We start from the raw sequence: 25,623 nt of genomic DNA, 5'->3' as shown, positions 1-25,623 counted from the left end.
ACTTACCCCAACCAGCATGCCTTCTATGCGGTTCGTGTCCCTCGGTGCAGGGTTTTGCCTCCGACTTCCTTCCCACCCCACCTCACGGTGACGCAGTTGCCATCAGCTAGAAGTTAAACCACCTTCTCCTCCAGAGGACTTTCACCTCCAAGCAAATGCCCATGCTGGGCATACCACAGCAAGGGCGGCGCCGGAAATTATTCCGGCGCCGCCCTTGGCGCTGGCTAAGCTAAAGCTCCTGCGCGCCGGCCGAAAACGACGCCGGCGGCCAGCCCTGAGCCACCCGGATAGTTGGCCGAGAACAGTCCTCCAAGCATTTCGCCGCACACGAACAGGCCCGGGATGGTCTCGCCGCCTTCGTTGAGCACCCGGCCGTGAGTGTCGGACTTCAACCCGCCAAACGTAAAGGTGATGCCGCAAGTGACGCCATAGGCATAAAACGGGGCCGTGACCAGGGGGGTCGCCCAGTTGCTCTTGACCGGAATGGTGTCCGCGCGGCGACCGTCCTTAACCGTCGGGTCCAGGACGATGGAGATGTCGATCGAATTATTGTAGTCGTTGACTGTTTTCGCCAGCACCTCCGGGGAGACATTGATCTTGGCGGCCAGATCCTCAATGGTGTCGGCGGTTTCCCCCGAGATCCCCGGCATGTCATACTCTTCGGTGCGCAGGGCCGGGCGCAAGGTCGCGTCAAAGAGCTGGTAGGCGATGGAGCCGGGTTGTTGCAGGATGACCTTGCCGTACTTCGCGTACGTGTAGTTCCTGAAGTCCTCGCCCTCATCGAGAAAACGTTCACCGTTGGCGTTGACGATGATGCCCAGCGGGTAGCTCTGGCGGGTCAGGCGGTTGGTCAGTTCCCGGTTCGATTCGTTGTTCGGAGTGAAGGCATCCCACTGCACGGAGTGGCATGAGTTCCAATCTCCGCCCTTCGCGGCCCCGGCTTCCAGTGCCGCGGTGATCATCTCGCCGGTGTTGAACGCGGTGCCGCGGATTTTTGCGTTTTCCCATCCGGCACCTAGGTTCTCGCGGCGCATCGCGGCGTTGGCCTCGAAGCCGCCGGCGGCCAGAATGACAGATTCGGCACGAAGTTCCTGAACCGTCCCGTCGGATTGGCGGACCTTGACACCCTTGATGGCGCCGTTTTCGCTAATCAGCCCGAACACCTCCTGGCCGTAGCGGACCTCGGTTCCGAGCTCGGCCGCAACCTGGACATGGTCCGCCATGAGCCCTTCGCCGCCGCCCACATTGCCCACATGCAGTCCACCCCAAAACAGGTAGGTGCCGTCGGGGCGCTCGTAGGCTTGGCGTTCATACATTAGGCGGTACTTCAGCCCAAGCGTGTTGAGCCAGCGGAGGCAGTCGGTGGCCTCGTCAACGAGCACCTTCGTCAGTTCTGGATCGTTGCGTCCCTCGGTTACCTTGACCAGGTCGGCCGTGTACTCCGCCGCAGTGTACGGGGGTACTTCGGTCACTGCATGGCGTTCGTCGGGCTGCACGAGGTCCTGCAGGTCCTCCAGCCCGTTGTGGGTGATGCGGGTGGCGCCGGCCGTGTAGAAGCTATTGCCGCCGAACAGTTCCTTCGGCGCCTTTTCCAGCAGCAGGACTTTTCGGCCGCGCGTGGCTGCGGCGTGGGCGGCGGTGAAGGCCGCGTTGCCTCCACCCACCACGATGACATCGATTTGGGCGTTTTCAGCTTGCTGTGCACTTCCGTCAACCATTTGATGGTCTCTTTTCTGCCTGTGAATATTTGCGTATTCAAGTGTATACATTGAAAAATAGTAGTGATCCGAGTGTTGCCGGCCCGCGTCCTACGCGGTTTGGAGGACCAAGCTGTCCGATCCGGCAGGGCTCGGGGCCTGGGTTTCAAGCCTGCGCTGCCGGCGCTCCAGCGAATCCGCCAGGACGCCCAACAGAACGTTGACGATCAGGAATCCAACTGCAGCGACAAACTGTGCCTGGAGCAGCGACTGTGTGAAGTACTGCCCAATGACCGTCGCGGACCGCAGCAGTTCCGTGTAGCCGCCCAGCACGTAGGCGAGGGCCGTTCCCTTGAAAAGAATGATCAGCTGGCTGACCAGTGCCGGACTCATGGACCGCAGCGCCTGCGGGAGGAGGACTCTGACCAAGGTGCCGACCTGGGAAAAGCCCAGTGCCAGCGCCGCCTCGGACTGTCCCGGCGGCAGGGCCACAATGCCTGAGCGTATCAAGTCGCCAATGACAGCACCGCTGTAGAGCGTCAACGCAATGACCAGGAACCAGAAGTCCCCTAACCTGAGGCCATAGTTGGGCAGGACCAGAGAGGTGAAGTACAGCAGCAGGAGCAGGGGGATGCTGCTGAATACGTCGGTATAGACGCGGCTGAGGCGGCGGAGGAAGGTGCGAGTGGAGACCAGCCCGAAGGCCAGGAGGCAACCGACGGCAAGGGACAGGACCATCCCGACGGCAGCGGCTGCGATGTTGTGGAGCAGCCCCTGCCCCAGGAGTTTCCACAAGCCGGGCTGTGCAAAGGGCGCCCAGGCGTCGGCGCTGAAGACACCTTTTTTGGTCAAGGTTGCAAGGACCAGGAGGGCGAGGCCAGCCAGTGCGGCTCCCGTGACGATTTCCAGAATGAGGTGTCGGCGCCTGGTACGGGGTCCGGCCGGGTCGAAGAGAGAATGGTTGTTCATCGGCTAAACGCCACCTTCCGGTCCAGTGCGGCACCAAGGCGGCCGACGGCCAGGCCCAGCACCAAGTAACAAATGGCAGATCCTGCGAAGATCAGGAATGGTGAGGCCTCATCTACGGCAAGCTTGTCGGTGAGGAACGTCAGTTCCGCAACGCCGACCAAGGCGGCCACCGAGGTGTTTTTGACCATGGTGATGTAGACGTTGCCCAGGGGGCGGACCACCGTGGCCAGGGCCTGCGGCAGCACCAGCAGCCTCATGGAGGTCATCGGCGCGAAGCCTAGGGCCATGCTGGCCTCCAACTCGCCCCGGTCCACGGTGTTGAGCCCGGAGCGGATGGTCTCCGCCACGAAGGGTGCGGTGTACAGCACCAGTGCGATGGCTGCGGAGGAATACAGTGAGAATTGGATGTCCAACTGTGGAAGCCCAAACACAAAGAGCACCATCTGTACCGGAAGCGGGATATTGCGAAAGACCAAGATGTAGCAGGACGATACGGCCCGGGCAACCCGGATGGGGCTTGTCTTCAGCGCGGCCAGAATGGTGCCGAGGATGATCGAACCCAGGAACCCGTATACAACGAGGCCGAGCGTGACCAGCACTCCCTGGCCAAAGTCACCTGCGTGGTTGAAAAGCAGTTCCATGGTGGGTCCTAGAGCACGATCTTCGGCGGGGTGACTTTGCCGGGCTTGACCTTGCCGATGGTCACGTCATAGGCCTTCTGCCATTCGCCGTCGGCCATGGCCTTTTTCAGGACTTCGTCGAGGTATGCGTGGAACGCCGTGTCGCCCTTGGCGGAGCCGATGGCGAACTCTTCGGAATCGGCCAGGTGGCCGCTGGCGATGCGGAAGGTGCCGGGATTTTGGGTTTCGATGCCGAGCAGAATGGCTTCGGTGGTTGTCACGGCATCGACGCGCTTGTCCTTAAGCGCCTGCGCGCACTCACTGTAGGTGCTGAACAGGACGAGCTTGGCGGACGGAGCTGCGGTCCCAATGAGCTGGGAAGCGCGCGCGCCCGTGGTGGAGCAGACTGACTTGCCGGCCAGATCGGCTGGCTTGTTGATGGACTGGTCGTCCTTGCGGACCATCAGGGCGACGTTGCTTTCCAGGTACGGACCTGCAAAGCTGACGGCCTTTTTGCGCTGGTCGGTCACGGCGTAGGAGGCAATGACCACGTCCACCTTGTTTTGTTCGAGGAATGCTTCGCGGTTCTTGGTGACAGCCTCAATGTAATCCACGTTATTTTCGTCTCCGGTCAGGTCCTTGGCGAGGATCTTGGCCATTTCAATGTCAAGTCCCTCCATCTTGCCGGTGACGGGATTCTTGACGCCGAAGAGCGGCTGGTCGAACTTCACGCCGACAATCACCTTGCCGCGTTGCTGGATCTTGGCCATCGTGCTGCCGGCCGGAAAGGTCTCGGTGGGATGGCTCGTGGCGGCCGTCCCGCTGCCGCCGCAGGCGGTGGTGCCGAGGACGAGTGCGCCCATGATGGCGAGGGCGGGGAACAGGTGTGCGCGTTTCATTGGGACTCCTCAAAGGGGCGCTTCGGTGCACCCATATTTGTAGTGGTGGGGGTTGGATGTTAGTGGACGGAAGAAAGGAAGGATTTTGCGCGGTCGCTGGTGGGGGACGTGAAGAAAGACTCGGGATCGGCCATTTCGACAATTTGTCCGTCCGCCATGAAAACGATGCGGTCGGCGAAGGCGCGGGCAAAGGACATTTCATGAGTGACTACCACCATCGTGGTGCCGTTCTCAGCCAAATTACGCATGGTGGCGAGTACCTCCCTGGTGGATTCCGGATCCAGGGCTGACGTTGGTTCGTCGAAAAGGAGAACCTTCGGCTCCATGGCCAGGGCGCGGGCAATGGCGGCCCTTTGCTTTTGGCCCCCGGAAAGCTGGGCGGGCCGGCTGCTTGCCTTGTTCCCGATCCCCACCAAGGTCAGCAGTTCGTGGGCGCGGGCCTCGGCGCTCTTTTTGTCAATCCCCAAAATCTTGCGCGGTGCCATGGTGATGTTGTCAAGAATCGACTTGTGGGAAAACAAGTTGAAGGACTGAAAGACCATGCCCACTTCAGTGCGGAACTTGTAAAGCTTCCGGCCTTCCAACGGCTGCTCCTTGCCGTCGATGAGGATGTGTCCCTCGTCGATGACCTCCAGACGGTTGATGCAGCGGCAAAGCGTCGACTTGCCCGAGCCTGACGGACCAAGGATGATCACCACCTCTCCGCGCTTCACGGACAGGTTGATGTTGGACAGGGCCTGCATCGCGCCAAAGCGCTTCCCGACACCTCTGAATTCGACGACGGTTTCCGTCTCCGTGATCGCTGTCATGATCTAGCTCCCCTTAGTGGATACGACTGTATACATTGAAATACAGTGTGACATAGTGATTGCGGTCACGGCAAGGTCTGGGTGGAAAATGCCAAATAAGTCGGCGCCGGCCGGGCCTCAGCGGTCGGTTGCTGTATGTCTAGATGAGTAATTCCAAGGGTGTTAGTGGTCGTAGGCGGTGAGGCAGCGGCGGATGGCTTGGCCGGTCTGGTCGTTGTGCCAGATCGCGGCGGTCATCGCCATGAGTCTTTGGATGATGCAGGCGGTGACGCCGGCAGGGGTCCGTCCGCCGTGTTGTTCCAGGTTGAGCTGGCCGTTGAGGGTGTCGTTGATGGACTCAATGATCTGCCGTAAAGGTTTGAAGAACCGGGACCCTGGCCTTGGTTTCTCGCCCTTGCGGGCCGGGCGCAGCAGCTCAATCCCGGCCTGATCCACGGTGTCCTCGAACTCGGCACCGTAGTAGTTCTTGTCGCCCTTCAGGATCTGGCGGTGCCCGTCTGATTGGAGCCGGTTCATGGCTGGGGTGCCGGCGAGGATGTCAAGGAAGACTTGGCGTTCATCGGCCTTCGCCCCGGTCAGTGCCCAACCCACTGGGAGCCCGTGCAGGGTGCAGACCAGATGCAGACGCAACCCCCAAAACCAGCGCGAATGCGAGGCACAGTACCCGTATTCGGCCCACCCTGCCAGGTCCGAGCGGCGGACGGTGTCTTTGGACCGGGCACATTCGACCGGGGTGGAATCAACCACCCACACATCGTCACAGCAGACATCGGCACGTTCGTTCAGGGCGCTGATGAACCAGATCATGCATTCACCGAGCCGGCGCAGTCGCTTGTTGTACCCGGTTTGGCCCGGCAGATAAGGGAACATGCCCCGGTAATTCTCCTTGGCGTGCCGCAGCCACCGGGCCTCAGAGGTGAACCCCAACATCGCCTGCAGCACCGCCAGCGTCATCACTTCCGCATCACTGATCATGGGGCTGATCCCAATCCGGGGCCGGTATGGAACTCGTTCCGGATGGGCCTTCAACAAGTCATCGGCAGCGACATAGAATGCAGTGGCAAGGGTGTCCAGATCGGCGTCCACGAGGACCTCCGGGTTCGGCGTTTGGTTTGATACCGCCGATTCTGAACACCGTTGCCCCAAAAACCCTCAAGCCACACCGCACACCTTGGAATTACTCATCTAGTGGGAGATGGAATCACGCAAAAGGTCAAGGCGCAGGCTCCGGGCGGTTGCCATGTGCGCCTTGGCGATGTCACGGGCGGCGGATTCGTCCCTGGCTGCGATCGCCGCTACGAGGAGGCCGTGTTCGTCCAAGGCTTCCTGCCATCTCGTGCCAACGGACAGTGTGGAGTGCGGCGTGCGAATCAAGTGTGTTGTGAGTCGCTGGAGCAGGTCTTCGAGGACCGGATTGTGGGCAGCAGCCCAAATGGCGGCATGAAATTCCATGTTGGTGGCGGCGCGGGTGCCGTCGTCAGGATCGGCCAGGGCCCGGTCACGCGCCAGGAGGCCTTCAAGCCGAATGATGTCCGTGATGTCATGGGCGCGCGCCGCCTGTCCGGCAACCTCCTGCTCCAGCAGGATCCGGACGTCGTAGACCTGAACGACTTCCTGTGGTGTGGCCTGGTGGACCTGGAGCCCCCGGGCACCCTGTTCGAGAAGCCGGTCATGCTTAAGTCGCCGGAGCGCATCGCGAACTGGTGTGCGTGAGACGCCAAAGCGCTCACTGAGCGCCACCTCGCGGAGCGGCGTTGCCGGTTGCAGGACACCGGCAAGGATGTCGCCGCGAAGCTCGTTATAAATTGAATCCCCGTCGTGGCGGGTCGCTTTCGATGGCGTTGGCATGATTCTCCCGGCTGATGTCGCAGACCTGGTCCCTGCGGGATTTGCGTTCCTTTCCCGGGTGGCAGAGGGCCGGCGGCGGTTGGAATTTAAGGGGTAGGGCAGTTTCTTGACTGCCACCAACACTATCTCCCTTCGTTCTTGGTATCCACTGGTATACACATCGCGTCCCCCGGGTTCGGGCTGTCCGTCCACGGGTGGGGTCCGCCGTCGGGGCTCCGCACAGTGTTGAATACGCTGTCAACGATGGGCTATTACCAGTTCAACGACACCCGAAAACGTGCCGCCGCAAACTCCTGCCGGCTTGCCTTTAGAAGATTTTGCCGCTTGTGCGGTCTCGTCTGCGTCGCCGTGGTACATGAAAAAGCGCGGGTACAAGTTGATAGGATGTTCGGGTGCAACGCTCGCGGGTTCTCGTGCTGGAGCCTGGCCCTTTTTGCCACTGCAGCAGGGGCGCGACGATGCTTAACCGGCCTTAGCCCCGTCGCAAGGCGCGAGGTTGGGAATGGCTGCCAGTTTCATGGTGCACGGGAGGGTTGGTGCCTGCGGAAGGTCTGGTCTCCGGGGTACGGGGCTTACGCGTTGCGAAGTACTCGTAGCCATCGTTCCATGCTTGCAAGGCGATGGTGGTGGCGTTGACGCCCTGCCTGCCCCACATTCGTTCCCGCTGGTCCTGGCCGCCGGGCCCAGCTGGGAGTGGCGGCCTGCTGGTCCATTGGCCAGCAGGCCGCCACTCTGTTGAGCGCTTGGCTCAGGCAGATGACCCGTCTCGTCTGCACACGAGACTAAGCAGGGAGATCGCGCGTGACCCTGCCCCGGAATCCGGCAGCGGCCGTGAGGACTGCCGTCTCCCGCTCGCTCTGCTGCACCTCGTCGAGCTCCTTCAGGGTGTACTTTTTGGTCTCCTTGGCAGTGAGCGCCGAGATCCCAGCGAAGAGCATGAACCCGAGCGCGACCATGGACGGGCCAACCCAATTTTTCAGGTTGGGGCCAGCGAGTGCGGTCGAGAGAACGGGGCCGACGACGCCTGAGATGGCAAAGCCGATCTGGGTGCCGAGGGCGAGCCCGGAGACGCGCAGCCGGCCGGGGAACATCTCTGCGAAGAACGACGGCCAGGACGCGTTCACCATGGAGTAGAAGAGGGAGTAGTTGATGATGCCGAACAGGAAGATCAGCGACCAACTGCCGGTCGTGATCGACCACAGGTAGGGAACCATTGTGATGCCTGCGCCGCCCGTTGCGATGAGGAACATCGTTTTGCGGCCGATCTTGTCCACCAAGTATCCTGCCAGGGGCGTGATTCCGAGGGCAATCACCGCCGAGACGGTCGTGGTCAGGAGCATGGTTGGTTTGTCCAGCTTGTATCCGGCGGTGCCGAATGCCACCGAGAAGGTTTGCATCATGTAGCTTGTGCCCGCGATGAGCGCGCAGAATACGATCCGCAGCACCGCGCGCCAGTGGAAGCGCAGGAGATGCCTGAGGGGGGCGACGTTCACCTTGCTGAACCGGTTCTCCACGAACTCGGGTGGCTCCTGGAGGTGGCGGCGGATCAGGTATGCCGCGACAACAACGACGGCGGAGAACCAGAACGGAAGCCGCCAACCCCAGGACAGCAGCTGCTCCGACGGCATGCCGGCGACCGGGATGAAGACCAGCAGTGTGAGCAGCGTGCCTGATGAGGAGCCCAAAGTGGTGAAGCTCGCCAGGAATCCGCGTCGGCCCTCGGAAGCATGCTCCAAGCTCATGGTGATGGCACTGGGCTGCTCGCCGGAAAGGCACAATCCTTGGATGACGCGGATCAGCACGAGCAGGATCGGAGCAACAGGACCGATCTGGGCATACGTCGGCAGGCACCCGATCAGGAAGGTACAGCCGCCAATGCCGAACAGTGTGATCATCATGACGAACTTGCGGCCACGGCGGTCACCCAATGGTCCCAAGATGAGAGAGCCCAAGGGGCGGACCGCGTAGCCGACCGCGAAGGTAATCATGGCGAGCAGCACGCTGACGCCCTGGGGTAGCTTGGGCGAGAAGAAGAGGACGTTCAGAATCAACGCGGACGAGGTGCCGTACACGGCGAAGTCGTAGTACTCCAGCGTCGTTCCGATCCAGGCCGCGACTGCGGCCCTGACCGGGGTCTTTTTTGGAAGTATGGTTTCAGTCATTTCGTCTCCGTTGGCGATGGGTGAACACCGGCTTCCGCTACACCCGGGCTCTCGGAAAGAGATCTCAAGTGGAATATCCGGTTGGTCCTGCTGCGAGGTCTCTCGCAAGTCGTGTTTACGGCTTTGCGGCCTGGCCCTAGACATCAAGTTAACGTTTGCGGTACGGGTCACACAAAGTCCGCTTTTGTGTACCTACATAGCGATTCGTTATGGCATGGAGTCGGAAGAACGGGAGACCGCGGACAATTGGAAGTTCGAAGCGGAACGGGGGACTCCTTTGGAGCTGTCTCTCCATCCTTGGCGAAGGCCGCTGGCACCTCCGCCGCGAATGACCGGCGAGCACTCCGATGCTGGGGCTGCCGAGTGCGCAGGCTCGAGTTGGATTCAGTCACCCGTGCTCATTTGCGCGTGGGCCCCTGAACCAAGCCACGCAGGTCATCTAGGTTGCGGCGGCTGAGTCTCGCAATGCCCCTGCCTCAGGCCGTTCCCCCTGCCGGACTCGCACTGTGCGATTTTGGCCGGCGCACGAGTCCTCTCCCGAGCGCGGAAGGCGGCCGGCAGCGGATCAGCCGGCGGCGGATCATCATGCTAGGCAACACGCAAGCCCACGCCCCTGGTCAACTTGCGGATCTCGTCGGACTTCAGGCCGCTTGCCCCGGCAAGCTGATAGTCGTCAAGCAGCCGGGATTTCCTGGCCAGGGCCAGTATCTGGGTACGCTCTGCTTCGGCGGCACTCCGCGTTTCCTCAGCCGCCACCAACTCCGCGGCCAATCCCGCAATGAGGTGAAGATGCCCATTTTGGGTTTGGCCCGACGGGTACAACTCGCCGCGCGCCAGCGCGGTAGACCGGACACGGGCGGCCGGCAGGCCTGCGGCCTTTGCAACGGCGGCAACCTTTAGGCCATCGCACAGGGCCTGGGCAACGCAGTCACCCAGCTCGGCGGTGAGGGCACGAACCCGGCTGGACCGCAGCGCGATGGTCGTCCGCAGCTGGCCCAGCATGGCCAGGGCTTGTTGGGCGCGGGCAGCGGCGGGGTCCGGCGCCGGCGCGCCCCGGTACCGGTAGGCGGCTGCCCCGGCCCCGTCCGTCCCAGTGCCGGCCGTACGCGGACGTATCCGTTCCTGAATCTCTCTACCGGGCACCTCTGCTCCTTCTCTCCGTTGGTATTTCAGTGTCCGCGCGGCTTCCCAGCGGTAGAGGTACCTTTCCCGCGGTTCGCTCCGGCGGTCCGGAAGGAACGTCGCAAAGCTGGCGCCGCGCCTTCTCTTGGTCCGTTGTCCACCTTGCAGGTTACGTCGCTGGCACGCCCGGAAGGCAATACCGAAAGTGTGTGGAGCGATACGCGAACGTTCTGGCCGCCCCGTCATAAGGGCTGCTTATCTGTCCACACACTTTAGGTCTTATCCAAGAGGACGGCTCCTTCCCTAGGCTCGAATGAAACACCTTCATTTGTACCGGAAGCCTGGAAAAGAACATGCCTGAATTCGTGCCCGCCTCACGCGTAACCCGTATCAAATCCTCGCCCAGCGTTGCCGCGGCGGCCCGTGTGCGGGAGCTCAAGGCCGAGGGGCGCCGGATCCTGGACCTGACGGTCGGCGAGCCGGATTTCGATACACCGCAGCACATCAAGGATGCTGCCGTCGCAGCCATCGGCCGAGGTGAAACCAAATACACGTCAGTTACCGGGACGCCCGAACTTCAGAAGGCCATCTTGCAAACGCTGGAGCGCAAGACCGGGCAGCAGTACACGCCGGCCGAGATCACCATCGGCGGCGGCGGGAAGCAGGTCATTTTCACCGCATTCATGGCCACCCTGGACCAAGGCGACGAAGTTGTCATCCCCGCACCGTACTGGGTCTCCTACCCGGACATGGTGCTCGCCAACGAAGGCACTCCCGTCATTGTCTCCTGCGGCGAAGATACTGGCTTCAAGATCAGCCCTGAGGCATTGGCCGGGGCACTGACGGAGCGTACCAGGTGGGTTATCCTCAACACACCCTCCAACCCCACCGGCGCCGTCTACTCCCGGGAAGAACTGGCCGGCCTGGCCGCCGTGCTTCAGGACCACCCTTCTGTCTACGTCCTGACTGATGAAATCTACGACGAGATCCACTTCGGCGAAGAGCCCATCACCAGCCTGGTGGCCGTTGCCCCCGAGCTCAAGGACCGAGTGCTGGTCACTAATGGCGTTTCCAAGGCCTACGCCATGACCGGGTGGCGCCTGGGCTATGCAGGTGGTCCGGCGCCCTTGGTGGCTGCCATCAACAAGCTGCAGTCCCAGATGTCCTCCTGTCCGTCCTCGGTCAGCCAAGCCGCTGCCGCCGCCGCGCTCACCAGCGACCAGTCCTTCGTCCGCGAAAGCCTGGAGGTATATCGCGAACGGCGCGATACGGCAGTGGCAGGGCTCAACGCCGTCGACGGCTTGCATTGTTGGACGCCAGATGGGGCCTTTTACGCCTACGTCAACTGCGTCGGGGTCATCGGCAAGACGGCGCCCGATGGCAGGCGGATCACCACCGACGAGGACTTCACCCTGTACCTGCTGGAAGCAGCGTCTGTTGCCGTCATCCAAGGTTCGGCGTACGGACTGAGCCCCTACTTCCGGATCTCCTGCAGCACCGGGCTGCCGGTGATCGAGGAATCCATCGCAGCCATCGAAAAGGCAGTCACGGCGCTGGTCTGACCCAGCCATCCCCTTGCCCACGCTTTCCAACAACAGGAGTACCCAATGATCCATGTCAAAACGAAGTTCGACCGGCCATCGGCGGACGCCATTCGGCGACTTTCGAAGTTCTCCTCCGCCACGGTGCATGAAGCGCAGGGCCGCAAAGGTGCCCTGAGTTCGAAGATCAAGCCGATCGACCGCAGCATGTCGTTTTGCGGGCCCGCCGTCACCGTTGTCTGTGCGCCGCGGGACAACCTGATGCTCCAGGTGGCCATCCATTACGCCCAGAAGGGTGACGTTGTCCTGGTAGCGGCCGGTGAGTACGAGGAAGCCGGCACGTTCGGCGACGTGCTGGGCAATGCCATGAAGGCGAAGGGCTTGGCCGGCATGGTCACCGATTCCGGTGTCCGTGACACCAAGGACCTGATCGAACTCGGCCTGCCCGTGTTCTCCGCCAGCGTCTGCATCAAGGGGACCGTCAAGGAAACCATTGGCCCCATCAACCATCCCCTCGTGTTCGGCGACGAAATCGTCTACCCGGGCGACCTCCTCCTGGGTGATGCCGACGGTGTGGTGGTGGTCCGCAAGGATGAGGTCGAGGAAGTCATCCGACTGTCGCAGGCACGCGTCGACGCGGAGGACGACCTCATCCGCCGCTACAAGGAAGGCGGCACGACCATCGAGTTGTGCAAACTAACGGACGTGCTGAAGACCAAAGGCCTGCTGGTGGAGGACGCCGAACTGGAGCCGGCCCTGTAATCGCCCGGCCCCATCGATTGCTGGGCACCTGTCGTTATGAACCCTGATAACGGCAAGTGCCCAGCATTCGACGCCATTAAGCCATGAGGCCCGGGTTTCTTTCGGAACTCCGGGCCTCCTGCCGCCTTAAAGTCGATGAGCCGGTCGGTCAGTTCATGCCGGGCAGCAGGTAGCCGGGCGGTCCCACCTGTGCGTCGTCCAGGTACCATACGGTGGAGCCGCGCCTGCCCGGGGGCATCAGGCTTCCCTCGAAGACGAAGATGGGCTCGGAAGCGGGCCCGTCCTCGGGACGCCAGAAACCGTCGGTGGGGCAATGTGAACCGGTGCTGGCTTTCAGCTGGATTCCTCTTTCAGCTGTCTTCTGGTACTGCAGGCTGGTGATCTTCTTCATGGTTGGGCTCCAGGGAATTTGTTGCCGCAGCATCGCCTTGGGCGAAACCTTGATGGCTTTTATCCCGGAACTTACGCAATTCCCCAAATAAGACTGAAGCGGCGTGACCTGATAAGGCCTGCTTATGACGCCTCGAACGGTGCGGTGGGGAGCGGGGAATATTTACTCCGGAGCATTTCCTGCAGCATTTCCTTAAGTACCAGCAGGACGGCGGACGCGGCTTCCGACAAGGGCTCATGGTCGGGCGTGCACAACGCGATCCTGCATTGCAGTGCAGGATCGACGATCCTCAGGACCCGAAAATCCTCCTCATGGAACAGGGTGTCCGCCGCTGTTTTGGGCAGGATGGTTGCCCCGAGGTCCGTGCGCAGCAGCCGGGTGAGGGCGGGGACCGACTCCACCTCGCCCACCAGCTTCAGCTCCAAGCCTCTGCTTTCGATGGCCGCCTGAACCACTTGCCGAAGGGTGTGGTTCTGTTCCGGCAGGAACAGTCCGACGGCAGCCACCTCGTCCAGAGTGATGTTGTCCGTGGCGGCGGCTACCGGAAGCTCCCGCTGGGAGTTCACAACCAGGTACAGGTCCTCGACGATGAGGGTGGTGAACTGGACCCCCCGGACGGGCCCCGGTTCATAGATCAGTGCCATGTCCAACCGGCCGTTCTTGATGGCATCACTGAGCACGCCGCCGTAAATCTCGGTCAGGTGCAGCACAATGTCCGGGTAACGCCGTCCCACTTCGCTGATGATCCGCGGAGTGAGACTCGAGGCCATGCTGTAGGGGGCGATCGCTATGGAGACGCGGCCCGAAGGCGCCGCTCCTGAAGCGGCGACATCAATCCTGGCCTGCTCCACGAGTCGCAGGATGGTCTGCGCGTGCCGGTACAGGGTATGGCCGGCCGCCGTGGGCTCCACGCCCCGCTTGCTGCGGATCAGAAGCCGCTGTTTCAGTTCCGTTTCCAGGGCGGACACCTGCTGGCTCAGCGCGGGCTGGGCCACGTGGAGGACGGCGGCCGCCTTGGTGATGCTTCCTGAATCGACGATCTGGACGAAGTACGCCAGCTTCCGGGTGTCCATAGCGCTCCTCTTTTTCAGCGGGGACGGCACAGCATGCAGGGTCATAGGTTGGCGCTATGGCGGGACAGGCATTACGTCTTTGTGTGATACGAGTCTCGGGCATAGGTTAATCACAGATGACTTTCCAATGACCAAGACATTCTAACCCAACCCAGCCAACACCATTTTTGATGGGGCCCCAGGTTAGTTGAATAAGCAAGGAAAGAGTGTTTTACCCGCACCACTTTTTGCAATTACGAAATAAGGGCTGCGGCAAAGGTCATAACTGTTCACTATAGCGTGATACCGCATTCGTCTTTGTGTGGCTCAAATCCGGATGCCACACTCATTTACACCCCGCAGTACCCAGCAGAGAAAGGCAAGCAATGCCCGCAGTCGATCTCGTAGCGGATCTTGGTGAAGGTTTTGGTGCCTACTCGATCGGTGACGACAAAGCCCTGCTGGAGGTCGTGTCCAGCGCCAACATCGCCTGCGGCTTCCACGCAGGGGACCCCGACATTATGGACGCCACGGTGGCTGAATGTGTCAGGACGGGAGTCGGTATCGGCGCCCATCCGAGCTTCCCTGATCTCCGCGGCTTCGGCCGCCGGGCCATGGACCTCACAGCTGATGAAGTCCGCACCGACGTCATCTACCAGCTGGGGGCCCTGTCAGCGTTTGCCGCCTACCACGGCGGTTCCGTCTCCCATCTGGCGCCGCACGGCCGTCTGGGCAACCTGGTGGCAACGCGGGCCGACTATGCCAAAGCCGTGGCGGATGCCGCCGCACGCGTGGATCCAGCGCTGATCATCCTGGCGCAGGACGGTGAACTCGCCACGGCTGCGGCGGACCGCGACCTGCGGGTGGCCATCGTTGGCATCGCGGACCGCGCCTACCAGGATGACGGCACATTGGTGCCGCGCAACCAGCCCGGCGCCGTGATCCATGACCCCTCCGCCATCGTCGAGCGCACTGTGCGGATGGTCCGTGAAGGACTAATCGAGACTGCCTCCGGCAGGGACATCGCCATCCAGGCGGACACGGTGCTGCTTCACGGCGACAACCCAGGCGCCGTCGAACTGGCACGCCTGATCCGCAGTGAACTGATCGCCGCGGGCGTCACCATCGCTCCGCTGGCACAGGTCCTCGCGGCAAAACAGAGGCTGTCCTAACCATGACCGCAACAACCACAATGCCAACAGCGCTGGACATCTACGAGTCAGGCGACGCCGCCCTGCGCGTGGTGGCACAGTCCGGCGACGCTGAAGCCAACTGGGCCACGGTCCACTCCCTGGCAGGCTGGCTGGCAGCCGCCGACGTCGAAGGCATCCATGGCGCCGTTCCCACGTACGACTCGGTCCTGGTGGAATTCGACCCCTACCTCCTCTCAGCGCGCCAGGTCCGGGCGTTTGTCCTTTTGGGAATGCGCCAGCTGGACTACACCGGCACCGCGATGCGGGAACCGCGCCTTTTCGAGGTTCCTGTGGTTTACGGCGGCGATTACGGACCCGATTTGGACCGCGTGGCGGGCCACCAGGGCCTGGACGTTGAGGACGTCATTGCCAGGCACACGGCAAAGACTTACGTCATCCGTTGCCTAGGGGCGCCGGCCGGTTCTCCAATGATGGATGGGCCGGACTTCCCGGTCCCCGTCCCCAGGCTCAAGGACCCGCGGCTGTCCGTTCCCGCCGGTGCTGTATCCGTGGCCGGCCGCCAGGCCGTGATCGCGCCGGCAGTGGCACCGGGTGGCTGGTGCGTCATCGGGCAGACCCCCCTGACGGTCCTGGACGCAGCACGCGAACCCCTGGTGCCATACGTCCCCGGAGATGAACTGCGCTTCTACCGGATTCCCGCGGAAGACTTCGGAAACTTCGCGGGGCAGTTCCTCGAGGCCCGGCCATGACCGGTTCGCTGATCATCCTGCAGCCGGGCCATTCCGTGGTCACCGACCTCGGCCGGACGAGGGGCCCCGCCTATGGACTCCCCGTCAACGGCGCCCTGGACCAGTATTCCGCCAAGGCCGCAAACATCCTTGCCGGCAACGAAGACAACGACCCGCTACTGGAGCTCACCGCGCTGGACTTCCGGATGCGCGCCACCACCGACGTGCTGATCGCCGTCGCTGGAGCACCCCTGGACCTCACAGTGGGCGGACGCCGCTGCCCCGAGTGGGAACCGGTGTCCGTCCGGGCCGGCGAAGTCGTGGCCGTACGGGGGATCAGGACCGGACTGCGCGCCTACATCGCCGTCCACGGATCTTTCACGGTCCCCAGCCTGCTGGGCAGCTGCGCCCCTGACACGGTGGTGGGCTTCGGGTTGAAACTCGTGGAGGGCTTCCGTCTCGAAACGCGGAAGACGACCGCGCCCGTCATCCAGCCATACTTTGGCCTGCCGCTGTTCCGGCTGGGCCTCACCAGACCCGTCTTCACCGCCGACCCGGTCATCGACGTCACCGAAGGGCCGGACGTGGCGGAGTTTGGGGACACGGCAGACCTGCTGTTCACCACGAAGTACACCGTGAGCCCCCGCAGCAACCACATCGGGCTCCGGCTCGGGGGGGCCCTTCCCGAACGCCAGCTCACGGCCGAAGTGCTCTCCCGAGGCGTCCCGGTCGGGGCCATCGAGGTCCCGTCCCGCGAGGAACTGCTGGTGCTGCACCGGGGCCGCGGCGTAACGGCAGGCTACCCGGTCCTGGCAGTGGTCACGAGCCACTCCTTGGACATCCTGGCGCAAGCCAGGCCCGGGCACACCATCACCTTCCGAAAGACAACCGTGGCTGAAGCAACAGCCATGCACCGCGCAAGCTGCCTCGAACTGGGCAGACTCCGGAACACCATCAAAACAGTCTTTGGACTTCTTGGCATCGGCGCCGGCCAGCGCTGGTACGAACTCAGCCCGGCGTCAGGAGCCTGAACATCATGAATGCTTCTCCCAAAGCCATTAAGGAAAACAAGATGTCAACATCGACGAATGCTGTGAGCACCGTCAAGGACCGCGCCCACGCACCGCTGCGCGACACCTAACCCCTACCCGCCCGGAGTTCCTGCGTCCACCCCACTGCAGGATGCAAGAGCCCGCCCGACTTCCACCACTTTGGAGTAACAGTGCCTTTTTCCGACTACACCACCGCCCTCGTCACCGGCGCATCCACCGGCATGGGTTCCGCCATCGCAGAACGGCTGGCCAAGCGCGGCCTCACCGTCCACGCAGTGGCCCGCAACGAAGAACGCCTCACCGAGCTTGCCGACCGCACGGGAGCAGTCCCGCACGTGGTGGACCTGACCGACACCGCCGCGCTGACCGCCGTCGTCCGTGACCTGAAAGTAGACGTCCTGGTCAACTGCGCCGGCGTCTCCCGTCCCGGCAACCTCCTGGACTCCTCCGAACAGGACATCGACGAACTGGTGGACGTGAACCTGCGCGGGCTGCTGCAGCTCACCCGGCTGGTACTGCCGGGGATGGTGGAGCGGGACCTGGGCCATGTGGTGAACATCAGCTCCATCGCCGGCATCTACAACTTTTACGGCCACACGGTCTACCACGCCACCAAGGCAGCGGTGCACCAGATCTCCCGACAGCTTCGGAACGACACCGTGGGTAAGCGGATCCGCGTCACCGAGATCTGCCCCGGCCGCGTGGAGACCGAGATCTTCGGCCGCAACATGGGCGGCAGCCCCGAGGCCATGGAAGAAGCCTGGCAGACGTACTACGAAGGCTACGAGTCGCTGACCACGGACGACATCGTCAACGCCCTCGATTACGCCGTCGAAGCCCCGCGGCACGTAAACGTAGGCATGCTGGAACTCATGCCCACGTTCCAGGTACCCGGCGGCCTGACCTTCGACCGGCGCGAACCCACAGCCGGATAACGGCCCGCTCCACAACCATTACCGACCGATAGGCCCCACCACATGCAGCACGTGCACACCGTCAGCTTGCCAGACCCCCAGCTCCTGGCAGACCTCTCCCCGCTTCCCGGTAACCTTCGCGGCGTGGTTTGGGACATGAAGGACGCACCAGGCAAGGACCTGGGCGAAATCAACGCCGTCATCCTCCCCTACATCAACGCAGGGGCAGTGCTGGGCTCCCTGGACAAGGTCCCGGCCCTAAAGTTCGTGCAAACACAGTCAACAGGCTACGACGGCGTCTGCGAGGCTGCCGGTCCGGCCGCCGCAGTGGCAACCGCCTCAGGCGTCCACGCAGCTGCCACCGCAGAGCTTGCCGTGGGCCTCATCCTGGCCAAGCTGCGGGGCATCGACCAGGCCGTCAGGGACCAGCAGGCTGAGAGGTGGAAACCCCAGCGCCGCCAGTCCCTGGCGGACCGCAAGGTCCTGCTGCTGGGCATCGGCGGCATCGGCAGGGAACTCGCCCGCCGCCTGGAACCCTTCGAGGTCACCATCACGCGGTTGGGAAGCCGGGCACGCACAGACGCTGACGGACAGGTCCATGGCCCGGACGAACTGATGGCCCTTGCCGCGGACCACGACATCCTGGTCTCCGTCCTGCCCCTGAACGACACCACCCACCACCTGGTGGGCCAGGAAGTCCTGGCCGCCCTGCCCAACGGTGCGCTGGTGGTGAACGTCGGCCGCGGCGCCGTCGTCAGCACCGAGGCGCTCACCCGGGAAGTGGTCTCTGGCCGCCTGCAGTGCGCCATCGACGTCGTCGATCCCGAACCGCTGCCCGCCGGCCACCCGCTGTGGTCCGCGGAGAACGCCCTCATTACGCCCCACGTGGGCGGCAATGCCTCGGCCTTCGAACCCCGGATCCTCAAGCTGCTGAGGCGGCAACTCGAAGCGCTGGCCACCGGCCAAACACCGGCCAACCTCGTGCAGCCGGGACCCTTCCGGCAGGGCACTTTCTGATAGTGCCGGTAGAACTTATCCACGACGTAGAGGAAGCAGCCAGGACATGACAGGGCTTTTTGATCTCACCCGGCACGTTGCCCTGGTGACGGGTTCCAGCCGAGGCATCGGTTCGGCGCTTGCAAGGGCGTTGGCCGACGCCGGAGCAACCGTCGTGCTCAACGGCCTCAATGAGCAACGGCTGAAGGACGCCGCCGCGGCAATGGCCGCGGACTTCCCGCCGGGCCGGATCCACAGCGTGGCGTTCGATGTGACCGACGACGGTGCTGCCGCCCGCAGCATTGCGTGGATCGAGGACAATGTGGGCCCACTGGAGATTTTGGTGAACAACGCCGGGATCCAGCACCGGGTCCCCATGCTGGACCTGGACGTGGCGGACTGGGAACGCGTGCTCTCCACGGACCTGACCAGCGCGTTCGTGGTCGGCCGCGAGGCCGCCCGGCACATGATCGGCCGCGGCCGGGGCAAAATCATCAACGTCTGCTCGGTCCAGGCGGACCTGGCCCGCCCCACCATTGCCCCGTACATCGCAGCGAAAGGCGGGCTGCGGAACCTCACCCGCGCCATGACCGCCGAATGGGCGGCCTCCGGGCTGCAGGTCAACGCCGTGGCGCCCGGCTACATCCACACCGAAATGACGCAGAACCTGGTGGACGATGAGGAGTTCAACTCCTGGATCCTGGGCAGGACACCGGCGCACCGCTGGGGGACCGTGAAGGACCTGGCCGGGCCGGTGGTGTGGCTGGCGTCCAATGGGTCCAACTTCGTGAACGGACAAACCATCTTCGTCGATGGTGGGATGACAGTGGTGGTCTGATGGCTTCAATTACAGTAGAACTGCCGGCAACCGGCCCGGCCCTGGTTGCCCACGTGGCCGGCGACCTGCGCATCGAAGAGGTCCCGCTGCCCCGGCCCGCCACGGATGAAGCGGTCGTGGAGGTCAGGTACGGCGGCATCTGCGGCTCGGACCTGCATTACTGGCTGCACGGCGCGGCAGGGGAGTCCATCCTGAGGGCCCCGCTGGTGCTGGGCCATGAAATCTCCGGCGTCGTGGTCCGCCCGGCGGCGGATGGGTCCGGGCCGAAGGCCGGGACCGCCGTCACGGTCCACCCCGCCACCCCTGGCCCAGGCGCCGCAAAATACCCGGCGGACCGGCCCAACCTGTCTCCGGGCTGCACCTACCTGGGCAGCGCCGCCCGCTACCCGCACACGGACGGCGCGTTCAGCCGGTACGTCACCCTGCCGGTGCGGATGCTCCGTCCCCTGCCGGGGGGCGTGAACCTGCGCACAGCGGCCCTGATCGAACCCGCATCGGTCGCGTGGCACGCCGTGTCCCGCGCCGGTGACGTCAGCGGGAAGACCGCGCTGGTGATCGGATCCGGGCCCATCGGCGCCCTCGCCGTCGCCGTCCTCAAGCGCGCCGGCGCCGCCCGGATCACCGCCGTCGATCTCCACCCCAAACCCCTGGAGATCGCCAAAGCCGTCGGCGCCGATGAGGTGATCAACGCCGCCTCCACCGCAGCCATCGCCGCCGTCGAGGCGGACATCGTGATCGAATCCTCCGGCAATTACCACGGCCTCGCCTCAGCCATCAACGGTGCGGTCCGCGGCGGCACCGTGGTCATGGTCGGGCTGCTTCCCACCGGTGCCCAGCCCGTCCCCATTTCGCTGGCCATCACGCGCGAACTGGAGCTCAAAGGCTCCTTCCGCTTCAATGACGAAATCGACCAGGTCATCGCTGCCGTCGCGGACGGCTCCCTGCACATCGAGCCCGTCATCACCCACGAATACCCACTCGCCGACGCCCTGCACGCCTTTGAGGTCGCCAAAGACTCCACCACCTCCGGCAAAGTTCTCCTCAGCTTCGCGGAACCGGGGGATGCCCAGTGAGCGCGCAGCTGCCACCGCTGACGGGGACAGGTGTTTCCGGGGCGGCAAGTTCCACGGTCGGTGCATTGCTTGGCCAGGGACCGTGCATGCCATTCTTCGACGGGGACGGGTTCCACCCCGCAGCCAACAAGCAGAAGCTGGCTGCGGGAGTGCCGCTGACCGACAGGAACCTCGGGGCGAGAAGCAGATCCTTCGCTACAAAATGAACTTCAGGTTCACATCAGCCGCGCAGCTCGGAGACAGGGCCGCCCTGGTCGGCACCCTGTCTACCAACTACGTGGGCTGCAGGGCCAACTTCGGACAACTACTGATGTCCGCCGGGAAGTCGTTGAATGGAGTGCTCTGGAGACGAAGGACCCCCAATGGTCCTTCGTCTCCAGGCAGGTTCTGGGCCCCTATGACTTGTGGTCTGGGGAGTGCTTGGTTGGCTTGGATTGTCCGCGGTTCGGTGGAGCGTGCGAGTGCGGTGTTGCGGGTTGGGAGTCCAAGTTGAGTACTTGGACTTGGCGCGGACGTGAGGGGGTGAGTCGAACTTCGGCCGTAAGTATTCCTCCGGGCCCATGGAAGTTGACTTTCAGATGTGAGTTGTTGATGACTGCGACTTGACTTTCGTCCGGAATCAGCGGGCCCACTTGTTCCTTCATGCAGGCCAGGTCACCTCGCCGCTCCTGCCACGATCGATCGAGGGCGACACATGAGGCGTAGGCGGTGTCAGTGACGTTGCCGTGGAGGATGAAAGACCTTACAGCCGCGAGGATGCTGCCAATGTTGTCTATCTCGATAGTCATAGCTGCCGGTTGATTGAGAAGGGACTTGAGGGCGTGGATCGCCGGGGCGCTAACGGGGGCGTACGTGCTGCCACCAAACGCAATAACTCCCATTCCGGATGCCTGGTGCCAGCACATGTGCGCCCCATATCCGGGGTAGCCGCCTACGTGATGACTAATTGGTCCGAAGTCTGGGTCTTGTTCGATGAAAAGACCGAGTCCATAACCGGATGGGCCCCAAGGGAAGTCCCTTGAACGGGGGAGGCCTGTTGCTGTGTCGATTGCATAGGGAAGCGGTGTGACTGGCTGTTGCATTCGGCGCCGAAGCTCGGAGGGAAGGTGCCCGTCATCCGAGGAGCTGCTTGTGGCTGCGGCTAAAGTGCCGACCCACTTGCTCATGTCGGAAATGTTGCTGAGAACCCCACCAATGGCGGAAAAGCTACCTGGTGCGGTCAGTTCCTGCAAATGCCATTTTCGGCCAGAGAGCAGGTATCCGTTGGCCAAGCTGTCGCGAGGAACGTTGCGGTAATCAAAGGTCGTGGAGTCTAGTCCCAACGGCCCGAACAAGAGGGCCCTGACTACCTCTGGGTAAGGTTCTCCAGTCACGGTCTCGATGATTCGTCCAATCATTGCGTACCCAAAATTTGAATATTGGAACGCTTGTCCTGGACGTGTTGTCCTCACGGTTCCGGCTACCAACAAGGCGTCGAAGGCTTCGGTTGTCATCGACTCTTGGCGGTCTGCCCAGGCATCATCGGACGGGAAGCCGGCGCTCATGGACAAAACGTCGTGGAGAGTGGGCAACCTCCCTGCCGGTCCTTCGTCTGCCAGTCCCGGCAGGTAGCTGACAACTGGCGCGTCGAGGTCCAACAGTCCTTCGCGTTCCAGGAGCAGCGTCGTCGCGGCCGCAAAACTCTTTGACAGTGACGCGATCCGAAAAACCGTATTGGCAGCGGGACGATGTCCACGGCCTAGTTTGGTTTCTCCCATTGAGGAGAAGTGGAGTATTTCGTCCTGGCTAATTACGGCCCACGCCAGTGCCGGACTTCCGTCGGAGCTTGCAGCAATCTCATGGGCAACCTGCCCGAATTGTTCGTCGATATGTGAGTAGTCGAGGTGGCTTTCCCTGGCAGCCCTTGCTTGTACGTTAGTCATTGACGTCGGCGTTCGGCCGATGGCGGCGCTGTGTAAGGGCCTCGATGGGACGAACTGGATCCAGCATGAGCATGTGAGTGCGTCGCCGGGGGCGAAGATACACGAGGTAGTAGGCAAGTGAGATGACGACGATGCCACCGGCGACGAGAAGGTCGCTTGAGGTTTGCTGGGTGAGTACAACGACGGACATGACAATCGCCACGATCGGGGCGGCCGGCCAAAGAGGCATCCGGTATGGTCGGTCCGTAGTCTTATCTTTGAGGCGGCTCACGATCGCGGATGCTGCGACAAGGATAAACTCCACGCAGAGTACGGCCCCGACGCAGGTGCTCAAAGTGGCCACGTCTGTGAAGAGGACGAGAACCGCACCGGCAACGCCGACTACGATCGTTGATACCCACGGAGTGCCCCATCGCGGATGGACTGACGCGAGGGCTTTGCTCATTGGCGCCGGCCACGCCATGTCTCGCCCGGAACTGTAGAGAATACGTGCGAAGAAGGGCATCAGGGCTACCACGGCGTTGAGGACGGCAATGGCAATGCCAAGGCTGATGATGGTGTTGAAGGTGTCTCCACCAATTGACGTCAGAAAATACTGCCACGCATTGGGGCTGGCAGAGAGGTCCGCAAGCGATGGTGAGGCAAGGATCGCCATGGCAACCGGCAGCACCTCGCATGCGACAGCGACGCCCAAAGCGATAAAGACCGAACGTGCCACGTTTCGTCGACTCCCGGTGGTTTCTTCGGAGTAGAGCAGTGCGCCTTGAAATCCGTTGTAGGCAAAGCTTGCAACGGCGATGCCGGCAACGAGGGCACCAATGGTCAACGTCTGGGTAGTGCCATCTGGATTGGTGATTAGCGGCTGAAACAGCGTGCTTATGGGACGCTGGACATGAAACAGCCCCAGTGCGCCGACAAACACTACGGCCAGTAGTTCGATGGCCAGCAGCGCTCCGACGGCAATTGCGCTGAGTCGGACACCCCAGATCGCCACTGCCGCACCTAGGAGGATGATAACGGCAGCCAAAATATTGGTGTTGACGTTAAAGATGACCCCTACATACTGCCCAATTCCGAGGGCGACGACTGCTGGAATCAAGACAGCCTGGACTGGTCCACTCAAAATGAGCGACACGAATCCGGCGGGACGGCCCAGGATTCGAGCGACGAATGTGTAGTCGCCACCTGCAATCGGGTAGGCACACCCCAACTCAGCCCAACAAAAGGCTAGCGCCAGTCCCATGGCGGCAGCGATAACGAAGGTCAAAGGAGCCCCGGTACCTGTCAACGTGAAAAGGACTGGCGCAATAATGAACGCGCCCGTGGCAGGCGTTACGGCTGAGACCACAAGCGAAATATTCTCCCAGAGCCCAAGGGACCGGTGGAGTTCCTGCTTGTAGGCTCGGCGTTCCACGTTCTCGCCGATCTCAATCCGTGTCACTATTTCCTCCATTGCGGGCGGCGGCGGTGCCGTAAAATCACATACGTAAGCTAATGCTAATGTCCACGCTGATGTCAACATTGTTGACAGAATATTTTTCGGTTGTCTGTTGTGAGACGATGACGTGATGGCTCAATCTCGACTTGACGAACGTGCGATTCACGACGCTGTACCGGCGCATCACGCGCGTTTGGACCGCGACATGATACTTGAGGCATCTCGGGACCTTTGCGATAGGGAAGGCCTGGGTGCCCTCACGCTCCGCCGGCTCGGAAAGGAGCTCGGCGTTGATTCGACAGCCATGTACCGTCATTTCAAAAACAAGATGGATCTCCTGTCCGCACTGATCGATCTCCTCTTTGCTGATGTCCCAGAGCCGGAGCCAGGCAGACCATGGCGTGAAAACTTAGCCACGTTAATGCGGGCTTGGTTCGATATCTATCGGCGCCACGTGGGTCTCGCTGAGGCGATGGCGGGCCAAGCCGATGACCAGCCGAGACTTTTCGCTTTGACAGAATGGACAGTCCATGAGCTTCGGCGCGCAGGCGTGCCATCCGCCGACATTGGATTGTTTCACCAGGCCATCTATAACCACACCGTTGGTTACGGACTGGTAGCGGCCCTTTCTCCATGGATGACTACACCAAGCCTTCGAGATGAACAACGGCGCATCTACTCAGCATTGGATCCAGCAAAATTCCCCGAATCTAGTGCTGCATCCGCATCTCTATACCCCGATACCGATAAATTGTTTGACTTCGGAATGGGCCTTCTCCTGGATGCTATCGAGGAAAGAGTCCGCGAAGCGAAATCCGGCGGTCGCTAGTAACAGGCGCGCGCGGTTTCGTCCACCAGTTCGAAGGGGTGGGTCAAGTCCCGTGGAGTGGTGTAGCCGTTTCGTGATGCTTCGAGGTCGTTGAGGGTTAGAAGTTGTGATTCTCGGACGGGTTTGCGGGTTCGGGTTCCTCCGTTGGGTTGTCGTTGCTGGTTTGCCAATCGGGGTTGATGGAGCCGTTGGGGAGCCAGAAGTCGTCGGGCCAGGGGGCGGGGCGGCCGTGTTCGTCCCACCAGCCGGTGTCGTGGCCGGCTGTCAGCAGCGCGAGATCATGGTGGTGTTGTGGAGGTGGGCTGGGCGGGGCTCATGCTGCTATCTCCGTGCTGTCCAGTGCGGGCAGGTCAGTGTGCTGCGGGACGTCGCTGGGGTCCAGGGCTGTGAGGCGGCAGCGGGCGAGAACTTCGAGGCCGAAGTAGCGTCGTCCTTCGGCCCTTTCATCGCTTTGTTCGGCCAGCACGGGCCCGACGAGGCGGGTGATGGCGTCGCGGTTCGGGAAGATCCCGACGACGTCGGTGCGGCGGCGTATTTCCTTGTTCAAACGCTCGTTGGGGTTGTTTGACCAGACCTGCTGCCAGACGTCCTTCGGGAACGCGGTGAACGCGAGGATGTCCGCCCTGGCAGCGTCCAGGTGCGCGAACACCTTAGGCAATTTCGTCTCGACGTAGTCCAGGAGCCGGTCGAATTGGGCGTTCACACTGGCAGGGTCCGGCTGGTCGTAGACGGAGTGCAGCATGGCCTTCACTGCCGGCCAGAGGTTCTTCGGTGTCGCAGCCATCAGGTTCGCCGCGTAGTGGGTGC

The 25,623-nt window shown here is 62.5% G+C and carries 24 protein-coding genes; 10 read left to right on the top strand and 14 right to left on the bottom strand.

All coding sequences use genetic code 11. The features are described from left to right. Positions 1-224 precede the first annotated feature (224 nt). From tcuA to G6034_RS18650, 9 genes are all read right to left on the bottom strand, one after another. Positions 225-1,718: an FAD-dependent tricarballylate dehydrogenase TcuA gene (gene tcuA / locus G6034_RS18690; RefSeq protein WP_176636610.1), complete on the bottom strand. Its 1,494-nt coding sequence runs from the start codon at positions 1,716-1,718 to the stop codon at positions 225-227. Between the two features lie 90 nt (positions 1,719-1,808). Beyond that, a complete protein-coding gene (locus tag G6034_RS18685) occupies positions 1,809-2,666 on the bottom strand; it encodes an amino acid ABC transporter permease (protein WP_176636609.1) in 858 nt (285 codons plus the stop codon). After that, positions 2,663-3,307 carry an amino acid ABC transporter permease gene (locus G6034_RS18680; RefSeq protein ID WP_176636608.1) on the bottom strand — a complete coding sequence of 215 codons (645 nt, stop codon included), beginning with the start codon at positions 3,305-3,307 and terminating at the stop codon, positions 2,663-2,665. The genes G6034_RS18685 and G6034_RS18680 overlap by 4 nt, the downstream gene beginning before the upstream one ends. A gap of 8 nt (positions 3,308-3,315) precedes the next feature. Then, positions 3,316-4,185 (bottom strand): glutamate ABC transporter substrate-binding protein, encoded by an 870-nt coding sequence (locus tag G6034_RS18675; RefSeq protein WP_176636607.1) that lies wholly within the window; start codon positions 4,183-4,185, stop codon positions 3,316-3,318. Positions 4,186-4,244: 59 nt separating this feature from the next. Further along, complete coding sequence (locus tag G6034_RS18670; protein ID WP_176636606.1) at positions 4,245-4,994, bottom strand: amino acid ABC transporter ATP-binding protein; 750 nt, start codon at positions 4,992-4,994, stop codon at positions 4,245-4,247. Between the two features lie 162 nt (positions 4,995-5,156). After that, positions 5,157-6,080 carry an IS982 family transposase gene (locus G6034_RS18665; RefSeq protein WP_176636605.1) on the bottom strand — a complete coding sequence of 308 codons (924 nt, stop codon included), beginning with the start codon at positions 6,078-6,080 and terminating at the stop codon, positions 5,157-5,159. A 99-nt stretch (positions 6,081-6,179) separates the two neighbouring features. Beyond that, positions 6,180-6,842, bottom strand: a complete 663-nt coding sequence (locus tag G6034_RS18660; RefSeq protein WP_176636604.1) for a GntR family transcriptional regulator — start codon at positions 6,840-6,842, stop codon at positions 6,180-6,182. A gap of 782 nt (positions 6,843-7,624) precedes the next feature. Further along, a complete protein-coding gene (locus G6034_RS18655; protein WP_176636603.1) occupies positions 7,625-9,004 on the bottom strand; it encodes an MFS transporter in 1,380 nt (459 codons plus the stop codon). Positions 9,005-9,592: 588 nt separating this feature from the next. After that, positions 9,593-10,147, bottom strand: coding sequence for a hypothetical protein (locus G6034_RS18650; protein WP_246296326.1), 555 nt, complete (start codon positions 10,145-10,147; stop codon positions 9,593-9,595). Between the two features lie 332 nt (positions 10,148-10,479). Between G6034_RS18650 and G6034_RS18645 the strand changes: the two genes are divergently transcribed. Beyond that, positions 10,480-11,688 (top strand): aspartate transaminase, encoded by a 1,209-nt coding sequence (locus G6034_RS18645; protein WP_176636602.1) that lies wholly within the window; start codon positions 10,480-10,482, stop codon positions 11,686-11,688. 45 nt (positions 11,689-11,733) lie between these two features. Further along, positions 11,734-12,429, top strand: coding sequence for a 4-carboxy-4-hydroxy-2-oxoadipate aldolase/oxaloacetate decarboxylase (locus G6034_RS18640; RefSeq protein WP_176636601.1), 696 nt, complete (start codon positions 11,734-11,736; stop codon positions 12,427-12,429). A 148-nt stretch (positions 12,430-12,577) separates the two neighbouring features. On the opposite strand, the gene G6034_RS18635 is transcribed toward G6034_RS18640, so the two are convergent. Both G6034_RS18635 and nac read right to left on the bottom strand, forming a co-directional pair. Further along, positions 12,578-12,820 carry a hypothetical protein gene (locus G6034_RS18635; protein WP_176636600.1) on the bottom strand — a complete coding sequence of 81 codons (243 nt, stop codon included), beginning with the start codon at positions 12,818-12,820 and terminating at the stop codon, positions 12,578-12,580. 122 nt (positions 12,821-12,942) lie between these two features. Further along, complete coding sequence (gene nac, locus G6034_RS18630; protein WP_176636599.1) at positions 12,943-13,893, bottom strand: nitrogen assimilation transcriptional regulator NAC; 951 nt, start codon at positions 13,891-13,893, stop codon at positions 12,943-12,945. Between the two features lie 365 nt (positions 13,894-14,258). On the opposite strand from nac, the gene G6034_RS18625 reads away from it, so the two are divergent. The 7 genes from G6034_RS18625 to G6034_RS18595 all read left to right on the top strand — a co-directional run bounded on the left by G6034_RS18625 (position 14,259) and on the right by G6034_RS18595 (position 20,627). Further along, positions 14,259-15,044 (top strand): LamB/YcsF family protein, encoded by a 786-nt coding sequence (locus tag G6034_RS18625; protein WP_176636598.1) that lies wholly within the window; start codon positions 14,259-14,261, stop codon positions 15,042-15,044. 2 nt (positions 15,045-15,046) lie between these two features. Then, positions 15,047-15,775 (top strand): 5-oxoprolinase subunit B family protein, encoded by a 729-nt coding sequence (locus G6034_RS18620; RefSeq protein ID WP_176636597.1) that lies wholly within the window; start codon positions 15,047-15,049, stop codon positions 15,773-15,775. Further along, positions 15,772-16,785, top strand: coding sequence for a 5-oxoprolinase subunit C family protein (locus tag G6034_RS18615; protein ID WP_176636596.1), 1,014 nt, complete (start codon positions 15,772-15,774; stop codon positions 16,783-16,785). Before G6034_RS18620 ends, G6034_RS18615 begins: the two co-directional genes overlap by 4 nt. A 191-nt stretch (positions 16,786-16,976) precedes the next feature. Beyond that, positions 16,977-17,741: an SDR family NAD(P)-dependent oxidoreductase gene (locus G6034_RS18610; protein ID WP_176636595.1), complete on the top strand. Its 765-nt coding sequence runs from the start codon at positions 16,977-16,979 to the stop codon at positions 17,739-17,741. Positions 17,742-17,783: 42 nt separating this feature from the next. Further along, a complete protein-coding gene (locus G6034_RS18605; RefSeq protein WP_176636594.1) occupies positions 17,784-18,737 on the top strand; it encodes a 2-hydroxyacid dehydrogenase in 954 nt (317 codons plus the stop codon). Between the two features lie 46 nt (positions 18,738-18,783). Next, on the top strand, positions 18,784-19,554 hold the full coding sequence (locus tag G6034_RS18600; RefSeq protein WP_176636593.1) for an SDR family oxidoreductase: 771 nt from the start codon (positions 18,784-18,786) through the stop codon (positions 19,552-19,554). Beyond that, positions 19,554-20,627, top strand: a complete 1,074-nt coding sequence (locus tag G6034_RS18595) for an L-idonate 5-dehydrogenase (RefSeq protein ID WP_176636592.1) — start codon at positions 19,554-19,556, stop codon at positions 20,625-20,627. Before G6034_RS18600 ends, G6034_RS18595 begins: the two co-directional genes overlap by 1 nt. A 395-nt stretch (positions 20,628-21,022) precedes the next feature. Here G6034_RS18595 and G6034_RS18590 read toward each other — a convergent pair whose 3' ends face one another. Both G6034_RS18590 and G6034_RS18585 read right to left on the bottom strand, forming a co-directional pair. Further along, on the bottom strand, positions 21,023-22,549 hold the full coding sequence (locus G6034_RS18590) for a serine hydrolase domain-containing protein (RefSeq protein ID WP_176636591.1): 1,527 nt from the start codon (positions 22,547-22,549) through the stop codon (positions 21,023-21,025). Next, positions 22,542-23,990: an APC family permease gene (locus tag G6034_RS18585; protein WP_218064070.1), complete on the bottom strand. Its 1,449-nt coding sequence runs from the start codon at positions 23,988-23,990 to the stop codon at positions 22,542-22,544. Before G6034_RS18585 ends, G6034_RS18590 begins: the two co-directional genes overlap by 8 nt. 202 nt (positions 23,991-24,192) lie before the next feature. On the opposite strand from G6034_RS18585, the gene G6034_RS18580 reads away from it, so the two are divergent. Further along, positions 24,193-24,816 (top strand): TetR/AcrR family transcriptional regulator, encoded by a 624-nt coding sequence (locus G6034_RS18580; protein WP_176636590.1) that lies wholly within the window; start codon positions 24,193-24,195, stop codon positions 24,814-24,816. Between the two features lie 313 nt (positions 24,817-25,129). Here G6034_RS18580 and G6034_RS18575 read toward each other — a convergent pair. After that, positions 25,130-25,623: transposase (locus G6034_RS18575; protein WP_176636589.1), on the bottom strand; the 494-nt coding region annotated here is incomplete at its 5' end.

It is taken from the genome of Arthrobacter wenxiniae (assembly GCF_013376105.1).
Classification (GTDB): Bacteria; Actinomycetota; Actinomycetes; order Actinomycetales; family Micrococcaceae; genus Specibacter; species Specibacter wenxiniae.
Note: the sequence above shows the minus strand (reverse complement) of the source record. Positions and strands in the feature narration are given on the sequence as shown.